This is a genomic window from Streptomyces sp. NPDC032161 (genome assembly GCF_040636995.1).
GTDB lineage: Bacteria > Actinomycetota > Actinomycetes > Streptomycetales > Streptomycetaceae > Streptomyces.
On sequence record NZ_JBEZVN010000005.1, the window covers coordinates 295,298 to 312,956 of the forward strand.

14 protein-coding genes, 1 tRNA gene and 1 pseudogene are annotated in these 17,659 nt (G+C 72.7%); 10 read left to right on the forward strand and 6 right to left on the reverse strand.

Annotation, left to right across the window (positions count from 1 at the left end; genetic code table 11):
* Positions 1–214: 214 nt before the first annotated feature.
* Positions 215–904: a hypothetical protein gene (locus AB0E67_RS15530; RefSeq protein ID WP_362026196.1), complete on the forward strand. Its 690-nt coding sequence runs from the start codon at positions 215–217 to the stop codon at positions 902–904.
* A gap of 176 nt (positions 905–1,080) precedes the next feature.
* On the opposite strand, the gene AB0E67_RS15535 is transcribed toward AB0E67_RS15530, so the two are convergent.
* Entirely contained in the window at positions 1,081–1,983 is a 903-nt protein-coding gene (locus AB0E67_RS15535; protein ID WP_362026199.1) for a transketolase, read from the reverse strand.
* A 53-nt stretch (positions 1,984–2,036) separates the two neighbouring features.
* Positions 2,037–2,738 carry a transketolase gene (locus AB0E67_RS15540; RefSeq protein ID WP_362026202.1) on the reverse strand — a complete coding sequence of 234 codons (702 nt, stop codon included), beginning with the start codon at positions 2,736–2,738 and terminating at the stop codon, positions 2,037–2,039.
* 126 nt (positions 2,739–2,864) lie between these two features.
* Between AB0E67_RS15540 and AB0E67_RS15545 the strand changes: the two genes are divergently transcribed.
* Positions 2,865–2,941, forward strand: a tRNA-Pro gene (locus tag AB0E67_RS15545).
* Between the two features lie 415 nt (positions 2,942–3,356).
* Positions 3,357–6,371, forward strand: a complete 3,015-nt coding sequence (locus tag AB0E67_RS15550) for a BTAD domain-containing putative transcriptional regulator (protein WP_362026205.1) — start codon at positions 3,357–3,359, stop codon at positions 6,369–6,371.
* Positions 6,372–6,450: 79 nt separating this feature from the next.
* On the opposite strand, the pseudogene AB0E67_RS15555 reads toward AB0E67_RS15550, so the two are convergent.
* Positions 6,451–7,027, reverse strand: a pseudogene (locus tag AB0E67_RS15555) (GTP-binding protein); the annotation flags it as partial.
* Positions 7,028–7,547: 520 nt separating this feature from the next.
* On the opposite strand from AB0E67_RS15555, the gene AB0E67_RS15560 reads away from it, so the two are divergent.
* On the forward strand, positions 7,548–8,180 hold the full coding sequence (locus tag AB0E67_RS15560) for a class I SAM-dependent methyltransferase (RefSeq protein ID WP_362026208.1): 633 nt from the start codon (positions 7,548–7,550) through the stop codon (positions 8,178–8,180).
* Positions 8,181–8,237: 57 nt separating this feature from the next.
* Here AB0E67_RS15560 and AB0E67_RS15565 read toward each other — a convergent pair whose 3' ends face one another.
* Complete coding sequence (locus AB0E67_RS15565) at positions 8,238–8,543, reverse strand: hypothetical protein (RefSeq protein WP_362026211.1); 306 nt, start codon at positions 8,541–8,543, stop codon at positions 8,238–8,240.
* Positions 8,544–8,700: 157 nt separating this feature from the next.
* Positions 8,701–9,588: a DUF2510 domain-containing protein gene (locus AB0E67_RS15570; RefSeq protein WP_362026213.1), complete on the reverse strand. Its 888-nt coding sequence runs from the start codon at positions 9,586–9,588 to the stop codon at positions 8,701–8,703.
* A 138-nt stretch (positions 9,589–9,726) separates the two neighbouring features.
* Between AB0E67_RS15570 and AB0E67_RS15575 the strand changes: the two genes are divergently transcribed.
* From AB0E67_RS15575 to AB0E67_RS15595, 5 genes are all read left to right on the forward strand, one after another.
* Positions 9,727–10,506 (forward strand): crotonase/enoyl-CoA hydratase family protein, encoded by a 780-nt coding sequence (locus AB0E67_RS15575; protein WP_362026216.1) that lies wholly within the window; start codon positions 9,727–9,729, stop codon positions 10,504–10,506.
* A gap of 103 nt (positions 10,507–10,609) precedes the next feature.
* The gene (locus tag AB0E67_RS15580) at positions 10,610–11,344 is read left to right on the forward strand and encodes an FCD domain-containing protein (RefSeq protein ID WP_362026219.1); all 735 of its coding nucleotides are present in this window, start codon (positions 10,610–10,612) and stop codon (positions 11,342–11,344) included.
* 167 nt (positions 11,345–11,511) lie between these two features.
* The gene (locus AB0E67_RS15585) at positions 11,512–12,279 is read left to right on the forward strand and encodes a (Fe-S)-binding protein (RefSeq protein WP_362026222.1); all 768 of its coding nucleotides are present in this window, start codon (positions 11,512–11,514) and stop codon (positions 12,277–12,279) included.
* Positions 12,276–13,817, forward strand: a complete 1,542-nt coding sequence (locus AB0E67_RS15590; protein ID WP_362026225.1) for a LutB/LldF family L-lactate oxidation iron-sulfur protein — start codon at positions 12,276–12,278, stop codon at positions 13,815–13,817. The genes AB0E67_RS15585 and AB0E67_RS15590 overlap by 4 nt, the downstream gene beginning before the upstream one ends.
* Positions 13,814–14,446, forward strand: coding sequence for an LUD domain-containing protein (locus AB0E67_RS15595; protein ID WP_362026228.1), 633 nt, complete (start codon positions 13,814–13,816; stop codon positions 14,444–14,446). The genes AB0E67_RS15590 and AB0E67_RS15595 overlap by 4 nt, the downstream gene beginning before the upstream one ends.
* Before the next feature lie 119 nt (positions 14,447–14,565).
* Here AB0E67_RS15595 and AB0E67_RS15600 read toward each other — a convergent pair whose 3' ends face one another.
* Positions 14,566–16,467, reverse strand: coding sequence for a DUF2264 domain-containing protein (locus AB0E67_RS15600; protein WP_362026230.1), 1,902 nt, complete (start codon positions 16,465–16,467; stop codon positions 14,566–14,568).
* Positions 16,468–16,714: 247 nt separating this feature from the next.
* Between AB0E67_RS15600 and AB0E67_RS15605 the strand changes: the two genes are divergently transcribed.
* Entirely contained in the window at positions 16,715–17,533 is an 819-nt protein-coding gene (locus AB0E67_RS15605; RefSeq protein WP_362026233.1) for a sulfite exporter TauE/SafE family protein, read from the forward strand.
* Positions 17,534–17,659: the final 126 nt, after the last annotated feature.

A 17,659-nucleotide genomic window follows, 5' to 3' on the forward strand; every position in this document is an offset into this window, starting at 1 on the left:
CTCTCCGCGGGCGCCGGGCCGCCCCTCGTGCCGGACGAGGGGCGGCCCGGCGCGTGGCCGGCGCGGCCGGGCGACGGGGAGCGCCGGCGGGAGCGGTCGCGTACGACGACGCCATGGCGGGTCCGGCGCCTGCGCCCATAGGATGCCCCGCACCATGGGTGATTGGGCGATCACGACGCTCTGGGGGCACGGGCCGCGGCCGCCCCCCCGATCCGTGCTTTCCGGTGACAGGGGGCTCCTGGCGGCCCGCGTGGGCTGGGTGGGCACGGGCGGACTGTGGCAGCTGGACGTGCTCCGCAAGTACGGCCGCGTCGCCCCCGTCCTGGAGTCCCGCCGCCGTTCGGCCGGGACGAAACCGGTCCCCGCCCGCCCCCGCACCGACACGTGGGCGCGGCCGGGATGGAACTACGTCCTCTCGGAGAGGCCGGAGGCTTCGGCGCTGTTCCGCGCCGCGGTGGACCTTCTCGGCCCGGACCGGGGCACCGTGGCCTGCGACGGACACCGCCCCGTGCTCTGGCTGGCCGAGGCAGTCCCGTGCGACGAGCTCGACACGGGCTGGGAGCTGGGCAGCAGCCACCGGGACCCGACGCCGGAAGCCCGCCTGATCGAGGCCCTGGCGCTGGCCGGTGCCCGGACCGGCGCACCGGCCAGGTCGTCCTATGTCCTGGGGCTGCGCACCGACGCGTACGGCTGTGTGCACACTGGGCGGCTGACCCTCGACCTGGACCACTCGCTCATGTGGTGCAGCGGCGCCGAACGGTCCGTGACGGGGGAGTGCAACGCGCTCCACGGGGAGCAGGTCGCGGGTGAGTACGCGCACTCGGCGTACTTCGGCCGAGGCCGCCCCGTTCCCGCCCCGGCGGTGCCGTGGCCGTACGCCGCCGACAGGGGCACGTCGCCCTGATCACGACCGTGCGCGGGCACCCGTCCCCGCGCCCCGGCTCGTGGACGGCGACGCGCATCCGGCCCCGGCCGTGACCGGAGCGGTTGCCTCCGGGTCCCGCAGGCAACCGCTCCGGTCACCTCACCGCCTTCCGGTCACCGCACCGGCCTCCCCCCGTCCCGTCCGCCCCGGCCCCTTCACCGGCCCAGGAAGGCGCCGATCCGCTCCCGCAGCCCCCGCGCGTCGAGACCGTGCGCGGCCAGGTGCTCGTCCATCTCCCCGTACTTGCGCAGCTCGGCCCGCCCCACCCCGAGCCCCAGCACCCGGTGCGGCATGTCGGCGAGCGCGTCGTTGGCGGCGGCCGTGGACGTCCCCGCCAGATACGGTTCGACGACCACCACGTCGGCGGCGCGGTCGGCGCCGACCGCCCGCCTCAGCCCGGCCCCGTCGAACGGGCGCACCGTCGTCGCGTACAGCACGGTCACGTCGAGCCCCTCGGTCGCCGCGAGCACGTTGTCGAGCATCGGCCCGACCGCGACCACGACCCCGCCCGTGCCCTCCCGCACCGGGGTGAAGCCGGTGCCCGCGCCGACCGGCCGCGCGCGGTCGTTCGACTGGAGCGACAGCCGCACGTACACCCGGTCGTCCCCGGCCGCCGCCTGCCGCAGCAGCGCCTCCGCCTCGTCCGGGTGGCCCGGGACATGGACCGTCCAGCCGTCGAGGGTGTCCATGAGCGCGACATCGCCCGGCGCCATATGGGTGAAGCCACCGGCCGGCCAGTCGTACGAGGCCCCGGCACTCACCAGCACTCCGCCCACCCCCTGATGGCCGAAGTCCAGTTTGACCTGCTCGAACGGGCGCTCCACCAGAAAGCTGGCGAAGGTGTGCACGATCGGCCGCAGGCCGGTGAGCGCCATCCCGGCACCGGCACCGACCAGCAGCTGCTCCCTGATCCCGACATTGACGACCCGGTCCGGATGGGCCCGCTCGGCCGGTCCGAATCCGTCCCGGCTGATCTCCGCCAGTACGAGCGCGAGACGGGGGTCCTCGTCCAGCATCTGCGAGACGGTCGAGATGAACCGGTCACGCATCGTGTCCATGTGAAATGTCCTTCTTTCGTTTCGTGGCGTCCTCGTCGGTTCCGCGCGTCCGGTCAGCTCTTGGGATCGACGTGCGCGACCACCGCGTGCGGACGTCCGGGGTGCGGCGCGGTGAACGCCGCGAACAACGCCTCGTGGTCGCGTCCGTCGACGGACGCGACCGACCAGCCGGCGGCCTCGAACCGGGCGGCGATCCCGCCGGGCCGCGCGTGCGAGGCCGACGCGTTGTCGACCACCACGGTGTGCAACTGCTCCAGCCCGGCCGGGCCCGCGTACGCGATCGCCTCGTGATTGCTGCCCTCGTCCAGCTCGGCGTCCCCGACCAGCACCCATACCCGGGGGCCGGTCAGACCCTGTGCCCGCAGACCCAGCACGCTCCCCACGCCGAGCGGCAGCCCGTGCCCCAGCGACCCGCTGCCGATCTCCACCCCCGGTACGAGCGTCCCGTCCGGGTGGTGTCCGAGCGGCGAGTCGTACGTGCCGAACCCGGGCAGCAGTTCCTCGCCGAAGAAGCCGTGCGCGGCCAGCACCGCGTAGTACGCCATCGGCCCGTGCCCCTTGGACAGCAGGAACCGGTCACGGTCGGGAGCGTCGACGGTGCTGGGCGTCACCCGCAGCACCTTGTCGTAGAGCACCCAGAGCACGTCCAGGGTGGAGGTCGCGGCGGGGCCGTGCTTCTCGTCCCCCGTCATCAGGCTCATCAGCCGGTTCATGTCGCCGTAGTGGCCGGTCGTCGTGACTGTGGTCCTCTTCATGTATCCAGCCTTGAACATCAAGCGTGGTTGAGGTCAAGGCAGGAAAGGTGTTCGTGACCACCCTCCTGAGTGCGGTATTGTTCTCATGCGCGTTCGGCCAGGGGAAAACCCAGGTCAGACGGGTAGCGGGACGTGGCGCAGCTTGGTAGCGCACTTGACTGGGGGTCAAGGGGTCGCAGGTTCAAATCCTGTCGTCCCGACCACGCGGAGACGCAGGTCGGAGGCCGTTCTCTCATGACGAGAGGGCGGTCTTTCGTGCGTTCGGGGGCGTGGGGATCCCCGTGCGGTCGCACGCCTGGAACACGGACGGGCCGGCCGACCGAAGGCGACGCATCGCGACGGTCCGCGCACGGACGGTGGGCGGACCGTCGTGAGCCCGGGAGAAGCCGCCACGCATCGCGTCGACCACCCGGCGGCTCGAAGCGCGCATCGAATCACCGGCTGTCGTAGTGGTGCTGTCCGTCGGGAGCGTCGCCGTCCGATGCGAGGGCCGTACGGTCATGGTGCGGGGGTGGCCGTCGGTGAACCTTCGGAAAAGCTTGAATCCGTCTTGGCCCGGCCGACCGGCGGCACCCAGAGTGGCCGTGGGGGTTGTCGGTCGGCTCAAGGGGGGTGTCGGTGGCCACGTTCTTCGGGATTCTCGGGACCATCGAGGTGCGGCGGGACGGTGTTCCCGTCGACGCGGGGCACGCGGTGCAACGGCGGGTGCTCGCGGCGCTCCTCGTCGACGCGGAGCGGGTGGTGTCGGCCGACACGCTGGTGGACCGGGTCTGGGGCGACGCCGGGACGACGAACGGCCGCACGAAACTCTATGGATACGTCTCCCGGCTGAGGCAGGTGCTGGCGGGCGAGGCCGCGGCCCTCACCCGGGAGCGGGGCGGCGGCTACCGGCTGGCCGTCGAGCCCGCGTCGGTGGACGTCCACCGCTTCCGGGAGCTGTCGGGCCTGGCCCGGAAGGCGGGCACCGACGAACGGGCCGAGGCGCTCTGGCGAGAGGCCCTCGACCTGTGGCGGGGCAGCGCGTTCGACGGCGTGGACACTCCCTGGTTCAACGCACAGCGCGATCTCCTCGACGGCGAGCGGCTGGCCGCGCAACTGGAGCTGGTCGACGTCCGGTTGCGCCTGGCGCAGCACGGCCGGCTGGTGACCGAGCTGCTCGCCCGGGCGGCCGAGCGGCCACTCGACGAACGAGTGGTCGGGCAGCTGATGCTGGCCCTGTACCGCTGCGGGCGGCAGGCGGAGGCGCTGGACGGGTACGAGCGCGCCCGGCGGCTGCTCGCCGACGAGCTCGGGGTCGACCCGGGTGCGGAACTGCGGCGGCTGCACGGGCGGATCCTCGCGGCGGACCCCGAACTGGCCGTGGTCCGCCCCGTCGCGCGGCTCGACGCGGCGAAGCCGGCCCACGAGTCGGGCGCGGCGGTCCCCCCGGGCAACGCCGCGGGACGGCAGCTCGTCCCGCGTCTCCTGCCGCCGGACCTGTCGCTGTTCGTCGGCAGGGAGGCCGAGCTGAACGAGGCGCACCGGCTGTTCGACGGGGACACTGCCGGTCCGGTGACGCTGCTCGTCACGGGACCCGCCGGGGTGGGCAAGACGGCCTTCGCCGTGCGCACGGCGCACGGGCTCGCCGCCCGCTTTCCCGACGGACAGCTCCACGCCGACCTGCGAGGCTTCGGCGACGAGCCGGCCGAGCCGTTCGCGGTCCTCGGTACCTTCCTCCGCGCCCTCGGCACGAGCGGCGGGAGCGTCCCCGGCGAACTGGCCGACCGCGTCCACCTCTACCGGACCCTGCTGGCCCGGCGCCGGGTGCTCGTCGTCCTGGACAACGCGGCCGACGCGGAGCAGGTACGGGACCTCATGCCGAGCGGCGGGCACTGCGCCGCCCTCGTCACCAGCCGGACGACGCTGGCGGAGATGAGCGGCCGTCGCATCGCGCTCGGTGTGCTCGGCTCCGTGACGGGACTCGCCCTGCTGCGCGAGATGCTGGGACCGGAGCGGACCGGGGCGGAGCCCGAAGCGGCCCGCTCCATCGTGGAGACCTGCGGAGGTCTGCCCCTGGCGGTGTGGGTGGCCGGGGCGCGCCTGGCCGCACGACCGCACTGGCCCCTGAACAGGGTGGCCCGCGCCCTCGCCGACGAGCAGCGCAAGCTCGACGAGCTGGCCGTCGGCCACATCGCCGTACGGGCGAGCCTCGGACTCACGTATCGGGGGATGGCCGAGGCGACACAACGTGCGCTGGGGATGCTGGCCCTGCTGCCGGGACCGGACTTCGCCCCCTGGGCGCCGGCCGCACTCCTCGACGTGGACCTGTCCGAGGCGGAGGCCGTTCTCGACGATCTGGTCGAGGTGCACCTGGTGCAGACCGGAGCGGTCGGCGCCACCGGAATCCGCTACCAACTGCACGATCTGGTGCGGCTGTTCGCCCGGGAGCACGCCGAACGGAGCCTCTCGTACCGCGACCGTGCGGGCGCGCTGGACCGGTTGCTCGGGGCGAGTCTGCATCTCACCGACTTCGCGGCCGGCACCCTCAGCGTCGACTTCCAGGGAATCCCGCAGAAGGACCTGGCCTCGTGGCGGCTCCCCGAGGCCGACACCGGCGCCCTGCTCGCCGACCCGTTGGCGTGGTTCGACGACGAACGCCAGTTCCTCGTGGGCGTCACCGAACAGGCCCTGGACCGGGGTGAGACCGCGCCCGCCGCCGGCCTCGCCACCGCGCTCACGGCCTTCTTCCAGGTCGGCAGCCACTTCGACGACTGGGAACGGCTCCAGAGCCGGGCGCTCAAGGCGACGCTGAGCAGCGGCGACGAGCACAGCGCCTCGAAACTCCACCGGTGCCTCGGAGAGCTCACCACCATCCTCGACCGGTACCCGGAAGCACTGCACCACTTCGAGCAGGCCCTCCTGCTCGCCGAGGGGCAGGAGCCGACGTACCGGGCCAGTGCGACGGCCGGGCTGGCGTACGTGTACCGACTGCTCGGAGAGTACGACTCCGCCGTCCTCCACTTCGAGGCGGCCGTCGAACTGGCCGGCTCGGCGGGGAACGTCAACTGTCTCGTGTACGCGACCAACGGGCTCGGCGTGATCGACCTGGAGCGGGGGCATGTCGAGGCCGCGGTGGCGCGGTTCACCGAGTGCCTGCGGGCCAGTCGGCTGGCGGGCTACCTGCCCGGGGAGGCGCAGGCCCTGCGCTGCCTGGGCCAGAGCCACCGGTCTCGCGGGGCCTACCGGGAGGCCGCCGACGCCTACCGGCAGGCGGCGGTGATCAGCGAGAACCTCGGCGACCGGCTCACCGCCACCCACGCCACCTGCTGGCTCGGCGACGTCCTGGTCCGCCTGGGCGAGCACCACGAGGGGCGCCGCCTGCTGGCGAAGAGCCTGTGGACCTACCGGGAGTTCGGCAACCTCTGGGGTGAGGCGGCGACCCTGTACGCGCTCGCGGAGGCACAACTCGCGGCCGGCCGCGCGGCGCCCGCCCGCAGACGCGCCGAGGCCGCCGTCAGGATCTGGCGGCACATCGGCTCCAGCACCTGGCTGGCCGTCGGCCTCGACACACTGGCCCAGGCCCACGGCCTGGCAGGCGAGCGGGAAGCCGCACTGCGGGCCCGTGCGGAGGCCGCGGCCCTGCGCACGGTGTGAGCGCGGGCCGACGCCGGCCCCCACCGGACCGGCACGGTCGGGGAACCGGCCCCTCCTCGTACCGGCCGCGGTCGCCTTCCCAGACCAGGGACCGCATGCGCGGCAGGTCGACCACTCCGGTGAATCCGTCCTCCGCACCGATCGGCATCTGCGCGACCAGCGGCACCGTACCCAGTCGCTCGCGTATCGAGGGCGACCGCGGCGTCGAGGTCGGCGCCGGTGCGGTCCATCTTGTTGACGAAGGCGATCCTGGGCACACCGTGCCGGTCGGCCTGCCGCCACACCGCCTCGCTCTGCGGCTCGACCCCGGAGACGGCGTCGAACACCGCGATCGCCCCGTCGAGGACGCGCAGTGAACGTTCCACCTCGTCGGAGAAGTCGACGTGTCCGGGGGTGTCGATGAGGTTGATGCGATGGTCGTCCCAGGTGCAGCTCACCGCGGCGGCGAAGATGGTGATGCCGCGGTCGCGTTCCTGGGGGTCGAAGTCGGTGACCGTGGTCCCGTCATGCACCTCGCCCCGTCTATGGGTGGTGCCGGTGAGGTGGAGGACGCGTTCGGTGACGGTGGTCTTGCCCGCGTCGACGTGGGCGAGGATGCCCAGGTTGCGGATGCGGTCGAGCGGGCTGGTGGAACGACGGTCGGGGTTGGTGCGCACGGCCCATGGCCTTTCGGGAGTCTCCTGATCGGGGCGGCGCGATTCCCGGACGGTCCGGCCCGTGACCGGGCCGGGCGAAGACCCCCGGCGCGGCACGGCGTGGCGCCGCGCGGTCACCCGGAGGGCGATTCGCCTCGGGCGGGGGTCAGTTGCTCGCCACGGGCATCCGGTGCCGGCCGCGCAGCGGGCACCGGGAACACGAGGACACCAGGATCACCTCGAACCGTGAACCGGGACGACGACGGCGGTGCGGTGACGCATGGCCGCTCTCCCCTCGTCCTTCACGGCGTGCGCCGGAACGACGTGCACGGCGCGTGATCGACGGCGAGTGTAGTGACGCACCTCGTCGGCACGGAACCGGTTTATGGACCCGGAACCGGTCCCGTCGGCCCGGGGCCGGAGCGGCGCACGACGCGATACGCGCTGACGCGACGTCATGCGCAGGTGCGCCGGGACCCGTTAGACATCAGGAATGATGGCGATCACGAAGAGGTGCCGGAGCAACGGAAGGGCCACAACGATGGACGACGACCACGGCCGGTCGGCCGCCGCAGTGTTCGACGCGCTGGGGGAGGAGTACGAGCGGGCGTTCGCCGGCTCGCCCGCCCGCCATGCCTCGCTCCAGCGCCTGCTGGAGGAACTCCCGCCGCATGGAAGGGTCCTCGACGTCGGAAGCGGCACGGGGCGGCCGACGGCATCGGCCCTCGCCGAAGCCGGGCACGCCGTCCTGGGCGTCGATGTCTCCCCCGTGATGGTGGAACTGGCGTCCCGTCAGGTTCCGAGCGCCACGTTCGTCTGCGCCGACATTCGCGAACTCGACCTGGAAGAGGGCGGGTTCGACGCCGTGTGCGCCTATTTCTCGTTGCTGCAGATGCCCCGGGAGGACCAGTCGAAGGTGCTGCGGAAGCTCGGGCGGCTTCTGGCACCGGGGGGCGTGCTCGCCGTCGCGACGGTGCCACTGGACGTCGAGGACGCCTCCGTGGTCTTCATGGGTCAGGAGATGCGGGTGTCCAGCTTCGACGCCGCGTCGTTCACCGAGACGGTCACGGCCGCCGGGTTCTCGGTCCTGTGGGAGCGCAGCGATCTGTTCACCCCGGCGCACGAAGCGGCCGTGCCGGAGCCGGAGCTGTTCCTGCTCTGCCGTCGAGGCTGACCGGGCCGCCCCACAGGGACGGCCCACCGGGGACTGCCTGGCGGGGGCGGTGCTCCCTCAGCGCTCGCGCGTGATCCGCGTGCTCGCGCGCAGCCGTGCGCGCGCCGCCGCCCGTCCGCGACCGCCGAGCGGAACCCGCCACCCGCGCAGCGCCCGGGCACCGCACCCGCGCCACTGCGCGGGCGAGAGGGGAACGGGCTGCCCGCCCCTGGTGACCAGCGCGTTGACCGGTGTCATCGGGTCCGCGGCCATGGCCTTCGCCAGGAGCACGCCGATGACCAGCGGGGCCAGGGTCACGGCGAGGGCCGTACCGGCCGTGGTCACGTGCTGGAGGCGGGGGCGGTGCGGTGTGTCGGGAACCATGACCGTCATTCGACCAGCCGCGCGCGGACGGGGGACCGGTCCGCGTACTCAGCCCGATCGCCTCTCGTACTCAGAGCCGCACGCGCCTGGGCCGTGTCCCCGAACTGCCGTCGTCCGGCCGGACGACGGGTGGCGGTTCGAGGACAGGGCCGGGAGGCTACGCGGTGGTGCCCGGGCCGGAGCCCGTCGTGGCGGCCGCCTTGATGCCCTTGGTGATGTCGTCCATGACGGAGAGTGCGGGCGCCTGCGGACCGATGTCGAACCCCGAACGGACGACGACCATCGTGTCCTCGTCGCGGGGGGACGGGAAGGCCAGCGACTGCACGTACCCGTCGTCGCCGTTCTTCGTCACCACCTTCCAGCGCACCAGGTAGCCCTGACGGCCCGCCACCGTGACCGCCCCGGACTTCAGTTCCTCGTGCGAGGTGATGCCGCCGTAGATCTTCTCACCGTAGGACTCCGTGGCGTTGGCGGAGATGTCCCGCGTCGCCGTGGCCTTCGCCGTCCCCGTGTCGAGCTTCAGGGCCTTCGCCGGCGCGGAGAACACCCCTCCGCGCACGCACTGCTGAGACGCGTCTCCCGGGCAGGGGTACTCGCCCGTGGTCACGTCGGCGCCCGACACTCCCGACCGGCCCGTCCAGCCCTTCGGCACCGGAAGGCTGATGCCGCTGAGCAGGTCCGTGGCGTACCCGTCCTCCACCCGGGGCCGTTCCCGCCCCGGCGTACGGTCCTCGCCGCCCCGGTTCTCCCCGCCACGCCCTCCGGGGGCGCCGTCGGGCCCGGTGGACGGTGCCCTGGCCGCGTCCCGCCCCGCAGGCGCGTCGTCGGAGTCGTTCAGGAGGAAGAGGCCGCCCGCGACGGTGGCGAGCACCACCACTCCGGCGGCGACGCCGATGCCGATACGCCTCCGGCGCCGCCGGATGGCGGCGGGCGGCACGCGCAGATGGTCCGTCCATCGCGTGCCGTCCCACCAGCGTTCGTGAAGGGGGCCGATTCCTGTATGCCCGGGGTCGGGATGCCAGCCGGGCGGGCTCGTCTGGGTCACAGGGCCCACCGTAGAGCGATTGCCTGAGAATCAGATGAATCCGTTGGCGGGGGGCGTGTGCGACGGGCACCATCGGGGTACTTCCCGGCGGCGGAATCCCCCGCCGGGCAACGGCGGTCCGTCGCGGGAGGACGAACCATGGACGAGCGGTCTGCGGTACGGATCGAGCGCGACGGGCCCGTGTTCACCGTGATCCTGAGCCGGCCCGAGGTGCGCAACGCGGTGGACGGCCCGACCGCCGGGCAACTGGCCGATGCCTTCCGAGAGTTCGACGCGGACCCGGACGCGTCCGTCGCCGTGCTCTGGGGCGAGGGCGGTACGTTCTGCGCCGGTGCCGATCTGAAGGCGATCGGCACCGAACGGGGCAACCGGGTGCGGGCGGAGGGCGACGGACCGATGGGCCCGACCCGGATGGCCCTGGGCAAGCCGGTCATCGCGGCGGTGGCGGGGCACGCGGTCGCCGGGGGACTGGAGCTGGCCGTCTGGTGCGATCTGCGGGTCGTCGAGGACGACGCCGTGTTCGGGGTGTTCTGTCGCCGTGGGGGAGTGCCGCTGGTGGACGGCGGAACCGTGCGGCTGCCTCGGCTGATCGGCGAGAGCCGGGCCATGGACATGATTCTCACCGGGCGCCCCGTAACGGCGTCCGAGGCGTACGCCATCGGGCTCGCCAACCGGATCGTCCCGCCCGGTGGGGCCCGTCGCGCCGCGGAGCGGCTGGCCCGGGAGATCGCCGCGTTCCCGCAGCTGTGCCTGCGCCACGACCGGCTCTCGGTGCGGGAGCAGCACGGTCTGGACGAGCGGGACGCCCTGGCCGCCGAGCACCGGCACGGCCTGGTGCCGCTCGCCGCGGGGGAGACGCGGGCCGGGGCCGCCCGGTTCGGCGGCGGTGCGGGGCGGCACGGAGTCGTCGGTGACTGACTCCGCTCTTTGGTCCGACCATACGTTATATGTGACATAGTGGGAGGCGGAGCAGAGGACGCGACGGCGGCCGGACGACACCGGCCGGGGCAGGGGGTGACGGATGCCGGTCGAGTGGCAGCCCGTACGGCAGTCGCGCACGCATGAACTCGTGCTTCAGAGCATCGAACAGCGGGTGTTCGCCGGTGAGCTCAAGGCCGGTGACCGCCTGCCCCCCGAGCGGGAGCTGGCACCGGTGCTCGGGGTCAGCCGGTCCGCGTTGCGCGAGGCGCTGCGGGTGCTGGAGACCATCGGCGTGCTGGTCGCCCAGCCGGGCCGGGGGCCGGACGCGGGGGCGCGGATCGTGCGCAATCCGGACGACGCCCTCGGGCGGCTGCTGCGCCTGCACTTCGCCCTCGGCAGCTACGGGCTCCATGACGTCCTGGAGGCGCGCGTCGCGCTGGAGCGGTCCAGTTTCGAGGCGGCCGCGCGGCATGCCTCGAAGGAGGACCTCGACGAGGCGGAGGGCCTGGTCGAGCGGATGAGGGAGCCCGGAATCGAGGTCGCCGAGTTCAACGACCTGGACACCCGGTTCCACGTCCACATCGCCCGCAGTTCGGGTAACGAGCTGACCTCCACGCTCACCTCCGCCGTGCGCGAGTCGGTGCGCCCGCTGATCCTGCGGGCGCTGGAGCGGGCCGAGGACTGGCCCGCCACGGCCGCCGCGCTCGACGCGGAGCACGCCGAACTGCTGGGGCTGGTCCGGGCCGGGCGGGGCGCGGACGCGGCCGACCTGGTCGAACGGCATATCCGCAACCTCCACGGCACGCTGGTCGACGAGGGTGCCGGACAGGTGTGAGGCCGTCGGCCGATCTGTTCCGGGCCGGTCGGCTGCACCCCATTTTGTCAGGTGCATGACTTTCAAGTGTGGATCGGCCCCTGAATATGCGCCGCACCCTTCGCGTTCTGGACGGAGGCTAGTATGGTCGGACCATAAAAGAATCGGAGAAACGATCGGAGAGGTTCATGCGCATCGGACTCTTCGCCACCTGTCTGGGAGACACGCTCTTCCCGGAGGCGGTGAAATCGACCGCGGTCCTGCTCGCCCGTCTCGGCCATGACGTGGTGTTCCCTCCGGGGCAGACCTGCTGCGGACAGATGCACGTCAACACCGGCTACCAGCGCGAACCCGTGCCGCTGGTGCGGAACTTCGCCGAGCAGTTCGGCGACGCGTCCATCGACGCCGTCGTCATGCCGTCCGGTTCGTGCGTCGGAACGGTCCGCCACCAGCACGACCTGGTCGCCCGGCGGTACGGTGACGCGGCGCTGCGCTCCGGGGTCGCCACCGTCAAGGACAAGACGTACGAGCTGTCCGAACTCCTCGTCGACGTCCTGGGCGTCACCGATGTCGGGGCCTACTTCCCGCACCGCGTGACCTACCACCCCACCTGTCACTCCCTGCGCATGCTCCGGGTCGGCGAGAAGCCGCTGAAGCTACTCCGCGCCGTCGACTCCATCGACCTCGTCGAACTCCCCGAAGCGGACGCGTGCTGCGGGTTCGGGGGCACGTTCGCCCTCAAGAACGCCGACACGTCGACGGCGATGCTCCAGGACAAGATGCGCAACATCGCCACCACCGGCGCCGACGTCTGCAGCGCCGGCGACTCGTCCTGCCTGATGCACATCGGCGGCGGTCTCTCCCGCATCGGATCGGTCACCCGCACCCTGCACCTCGCGCAGATCCTCGCCGCCACCCGCACCGCGCCGTACGCCCCGACGGAGGCCCTCCGATGAGCAGCACCTTCCTCGGCATGCCCGCGACCCCGCCCCGCTCCCCGTACGGAACGGGCAATCTGCGCGGCGACCGGACGTTCCCGAAGGCGGCCCACGACGAACTGCGCGACGAACAACTGCGCCGCAATCTCGGCAGGGCCACTCGCACCATCCGCGCCAAACGCCTCGACGTCACCGGTGAGCTGCCCGACTGGGAGGCGCTGCGCGACGCCGGATCGGCCATCAAGACCGACACCATGAACCGGCTCCCCGAACTCCTGGAGGAACTGGAGCGCAAGGTCACCGAGCGGGGCGGCACCGTCCACTGGGCGCGCGACGGCGTCGAGGCCAACGAGATCGTCACCCGGCTCGTCAAGGCGACCGGCAGCACCGACGTCATCAAGGTCAAGTCGATGGCCACCCAGGAGATCGGCCTCAACGAGCACCTCGAGTCCGTCGGCATCACCGCCTACGAGACGGACCTCGCCGAACTGATCGTCCAACTCGCCCACGACAAGCCGTCGCACATCCTGGTCCCCGCGATCCACCGCAACCGCGACGAGATCCGGCAGATCTTCCTCAAGGAGATCCCCGGTGTCGACCCGCGTCTCGACAACGTGCCCGCGCATCTCGCCGCCGCCGCCCGCGCCTATCTGCGCGAGAAGTTCATGACGACCAAGGTGGCGGTCTCCGGCGCCAACTTCGCCATCGCGGAGACCGGAACGCTCTGCGTCGTGGAGTCGGAGGGGAACGGCCGCATGTGCCTGACCCTGCCCGACACCCTCATCACCGTCATGGGCATCGAGAAGGTGCTGCCGCGCTACCAGGACCTGGAGGTGTTCCTGCAACTGCTGCCGCGCTCCTCCACCGGGGAGCGGATGAACCCCTACACCTCGATGTGGACCGGGGTGACACCGGGCGACGGGCCGCAGGAGTTCCACCTGGTCCTGCTCGACAACGGCCGCACCGCGGCGCTCGCCGACCGGATCGGTCGCGAGGCCCTCAACTGCATCCGCTGCTCGGCCTGTCTCAACGTCTGTCCGGTGTACGAGCGGGCCGGCGGCCACGCCTACGGATCGACGTACCCCGGACCGATCGGCGCGGTCCTCACCCCGCAGCTCGCCGGGATGGACGCGGCCAAGGGCGACCCCAACGGCTCGCTGCCGTACGCCTCCAGCCTCTGCGGTGCCTGCTTCGACGCCTGCCCGGTCAAGATCGACATTCCGTCGCTGCTGGTCGAACTGCGCCATCAGCACACCGAGCACGCCGGGACGACGGCGGAGAAGCTGGCCATGAAGGCCGCCGCCACGGTGATGCGACGGCCCGGGCTGTACACGACCGCGCAGAAGGGCGCCGCCCTCGGCCGCGTCCTCGCCGGACGGGACGGCAGGATCAGACATCTGCCGCCGCCGTTCGACCACTGGAGCTCCGGACGCGACACCGCCGCGCCGCCGAAGCAGACCTTCCGCGCCTGGCTGGCATCGGCCGAGGGAGCCGCGACGATGCGCGCGGCCGCGGCCGAGCACACGGACGACCCGCGGAAGGAGGAGGAGAAGTGACGACCGCACGCGAGACCGTGCTGGGCCGGATCAAGGACGCCCTGACCCTCGCCCCCGTCCAGGACACCCCCGTGGACCGTGCCTACCGCACCGGACGCACCCTTCCCGACGACGAACGCCTGGCCCTCTTCACCGATCGCCTCGTCGACTACAAGGCCGAGGTGCGCACCTGCACCGCCGACCGTACCGCCGCGACCGTCGCCGAGGCGCTGCGGGAACACGACGCCCGGCGGATCGGGGTGCCGGCCGGACTCGACACGTCGTGGCTCGGCGCGTACGACGGCGAGGTCCGGGTGGACTCGGCCGATCTTCCGGCACCGCGCCTCGACGCGCTGGACGGCGTCGTCACCGCCTCGGCCGCCGGCTGCGCCGAGACGGGCACGATCTTCCTGGACGGATCGCCGGACCAGGGCAGGCGGGCGCTCTCCCTCGTGCCCGATCTGCATGTGTGCGTCGTCGACCTGTCGGCGGTCGAGGTCGGTGTGCCCGAGGCGGTGGCCCGGCTGGTGCCCGACCGGCCGACGACGCTGATCAGCGGGCCGTCCGCCACGTCGGACATCGAACTGGAACGCGTGGAGGGTGTCCACGGACCGCGCACCCTGGTGGTGGTGATCCGCACCGACGCGTAGGGCGGGCAGGGCCCAGGACACGGGCGCGGGCCCGCGCGGGACCCATGGGCGGGGCGGCGCGGGGTGCGTGGCCCTCCCCGGCCGCGCACCCCGGTCCCCGGGCCGTGGTCCGCCGGTGCTCAGCCGTGTGTGATGGTGAGCGGCTCGAAGCGGACACGGGTGGTCGTCGCGTCGTCCGCCCAGGACACCGCCACCGTGTCCCCGTCCACGTCGACATCGCTCACCACGGCGTCGAGCGGCGCCGCGCCCGGATCCGCGGTCAGCGAGGCGAGTGCCACCAGCAGCACCGTTCCCCGCGCCGGACCGGACAGCCGGGGCACCTGCGCCCACGGCGTGTACGCGGTGCCCTCCGGTGCCCGCACCACGTCCTGCCTCTCCCAGCCGTGCAGACCGTGCAGCGCCGACACCACCGTGTCGTCACGGCCGGTCGCCCATCCCGTCTGCTCCACCCGGGCCCCGTCCGGCGCGCCGAGCACCCGGTGCACCCGCAGCTCGTACCGGCCGCGCACCACCGTGACACTCTCCACCCGCATCCCCGGCGCCATCGGCTGCCCGGAGGCGAACACGGGGCGGTGCCAGGAGGCGGCCCACCCCCAGCCGTCCCCGTCGCCCGCACCCAGCGGACGGATGGCCCGGCGGCCGCTGCGCGCCCCGGCGACGACCACCGCCAGATGGTTGTCCGCTACGTTCCCGCCCGAGGTGGGACCGGTCACCGTGGAGTACGACTGACGGCTGTACAGCGGATCGGCCGGGGCACCGGCCTCGCCCTCGTGCGGCAGCACGTGGTCGCTGCCGTGGTTGTGCAGCCGTACGATCCCGTCCGCACCCGTGGACTGCACGAGCAGCCCGGGCGCGGGCAGCGCGAGCACCCGGTCGGGTCCCTCGCTCGGCGCGGGCTCCTCGGTCGCCGTCCACAGCGGATGATCCTCCGGGGCCAGCAGCGACACGAACGCCTTGGACGCCCAGTACGGCGACGCGGGGGCCGAGTAGTTCTGCAGACCGGCCGGGTGCGGGCCGTGCCAGCCCAGGCTCAGCAGCCCGTCCGCGCCCACCGCGCCGCGGTCCAGGAAGTAGCGCAGCGCACCGTCGATCACCCGTCGGGAGACGCCGGGCGCGAGCGGGGTGTGCCCGGTGACGGCACCGAGCGCGACCGACGAGGCGGCGGCGAAACGGTAGGTCAGCGACCGGCCGAAGTGGATCGGCGCGCCGTCGCCGCCGAACAGCAGCGAGAACCCCTCCAGGTGTTCGCTCAGCCGCGCGCCGTAGTGCGCGGACAGACCGGCGTCGCCCGACAGATGGGCGTCCAGCACGGGGTAGAGGTGCAGCGCCCAGCCGTTGTAGTGGTCGAAGGCGCGTCCGTCGCCGTCCGAGTACCAGCCGTCGCCGCGGTACCAGCCCTCCAGCAGGTCGCGGGCGCGTTCCTTCGCGCGGGCCGTCTCCGCGTCGCCGCGGCCCACGGACTCCAGGAAACCGGCCACCGCATGGGGGAACAGGTACCAGTTGTTGGGCGCGGGGCGGTGTCGCAGGGCATCGCGCAGCCACGCCTCGGTCCGGTCCCGCACCCCGGCTTCCAGCCGGTCCCAGAGCCACGGACGGGTGAGCCGCAGCCCGATGGCGACGGAGGCGGACTCCACCATGGGCTGGCCGAGGGCCGGGTGGTCGCGGATCAGCGGCCATGATTCGGCGTCGTCCCGGCCCGGGGTGAGCGTGCCGGCCGCGAGCCCGTCGGCGTAGCGGCCGAGCCAGCCGTGGGGGTCCTCGCCGTCCGCGCCCGCCACCCGGAAGGCGGCGGCCAGGAAGGTGCGCGCGTACCCCTCCAGACCGTCGGAGCGCACCCCGGACACGGAGGGCCTGCCGGGCAGGTCCAGCAGGGCGCCGCCGGGAGTGGCCCACTTCCATGCGGCCGCCAGCAGCCCGTCGGCCACGGCCTCCCAGTGCGCTCGGGTGTAGCCGGTGCGCGGGCTCAGCACCGGGTCGTCGGAGGGGAGTTCGAAGGGAGGGCGCGGGTGGGGTGCGGTCATGCGAGGAAAGCCGGCCTTTCACGTCGTACGCGGTGGGCGAATCCGTCGCCTGCGGCTCGTCTCCCGGGTCGGACGTCCGCGCCGCCGACGCGGCTCCTGGTTCGGGTCACGGGGGAATTCTGATCGATTGATCGTTATTGGGTCAAGAGATCGATCGCGGGGGCCGCGAAAGTGATCGAACGATCATTTCGCGACGTATCGAGGGTGCGCCCGAGGTGTTAGCGTGCATCTATGATCGTCATTTGACATGGACACCCTCACGCTCTGGCAATGGGCGGCGCTCGCCGCGGCATCCGCTCTCGTCGGCTTCTCCAAGTCGGCCGTCAGCGGCGCCAACACGATCAGTCTCGCCGTCTTCGCGGCCGTACTCCCGGCGCGCGAGTCCACCGGGGTGCTGCTCCCGATCCTCGTCGTGGGCGACGTGCTCGCCGTTCTCCTCTACCGGCGACACGCCCACTGGCCCACTCTGCTGCGGCTCTTCCCCGCCGTCGCGGTGGGCGTGGTGGCGGGATGCGCGTTCATGATCTGGGCCGACGACGCGGTGATCCGTGTGTCGATCGGCGCGATCCTGCTGTTCATGGCGGGCGTCACCGTGTGGCGGCGGCGCCCGCACCACGGGGCGCGCGAGGGGGCCGGAGCACCGCCGACGAGCGGCGAGGACGTCGTCGAGGGTACCGGCGGGGGCGGGGCCGAAGGGACGGCCCGGCGCGGGAGCGGGCTGAAGGCCCGTTCCTACGGCGTGCTCGGCGGGTTCACCACCATGGTGGTCAACGCCGGAGGACCCGTCATGTCGCTCTGTCTGCTTTCCACCGGCTTCCGGAAGCTCGGCTTCCTGGGAACATCGGCGTGGTTCTTCCTCATCGTGAGCGTGTCCAAGGTGCCGTTCAGCGTGGGCCTCGGGCTCATCGACGCGCGTTCGCTGCTGCTGGACGCCTGCATGCTGCTGTTCGTGATCCCCGGTGCCTGGATCGGTCGTGCCTGCGTGGACCGGATCGACCAGAAGCGCTTCGAGCAACTGGTGATCGCGGCGACCGTCCTCGGCGGACTGCAACTGCTGCTGCGCTGAACGGCGCGCGACGGCTCACGACCACGGGCGCACGGGCGGTGCGGTGGCCGTCCGCGCGCAACGCCCCGGCCCTCCCGGTCGCCGCTCGTGGCGGCGGGGGAGGGCCGGGGCGTTGCGCGCGGACGC

Excerpts from the sequence above, each read along its gene's own strand:
- AB0E67_RS15535 (WP_362026199.1), bottom strand. The coding sequence starts at position 1,983 with ATGGACACGATGCGTGACCGGTTCATCTCGACCGTCTCGCAGATGCTG.
- AB0E67_RS15540 (WP_362026202.1), bottom strand. The coding sequence starts at position 2,738 with ATGAAGAGGACCACAGTCACGACGACCGGCCACTACGGCGACATGAAC.
- AB0E67_RS15560 (WP_362026208.1), top strand. The coding sequence starts at position 7,548 with ATGGACGACGACCACGGCCGGTCGGCCGCCGCAGTGTTCGACGCGCTG.
- AB0E67_RS15565 (WP_362026211.1), bottom strand. The coding sequence starts at position 8,543 with ATGGTTCCCGACACACCGCACCGCCCCCGCCTCCAGCACGTGACCACG.
- AB0E67_RS15575 (WP_362026216.1), top strand. The coding sequence starts at position 9,727 with ATGGACGAGCGGTCTGCGGTACGGATCGAGCGCGACGGGCCCGTGTTC.
- AB0E67_RS15580 (WP_362026219.1), top strand. The coding sequence starts at position 10,610 with ATGCCGGTCGAGTGGCAGCCCGTACGGCAGTCGCGCACGCATGAACTC.
- AB0E67_RS15585 (WP_362026222.1), top strand. The coding sequence starts at position 11,512 with ATGCGCATCGGACTCTTCGCCACCTGTCTGGGAGACACGCTCTTCCCG.
- AB0E67_RS15590 (WP_362026225.1), top strand. The coding sequence starts at position 12,276 with ATGAGCAGCACCTTCCTCGGCATGCCCGCGACCCCGCCCCGCTCCCCG.
- AB0E67_RS15600 (WP_362026230.1), bottom strand. The coding sequence starts at position 16,467 with ATGACCGCACCCCACCCGCGCCCTCCCTTCGAACTCCCCTCCGACGAC.
- AB0E67_RS15605 (WP_362026233.1), top strand. The coding sequence starts at position 16,715 with ATGGACACCCTCACGCTCTGGCAATGGGCGGCGCTCGCCGCGGCATCC.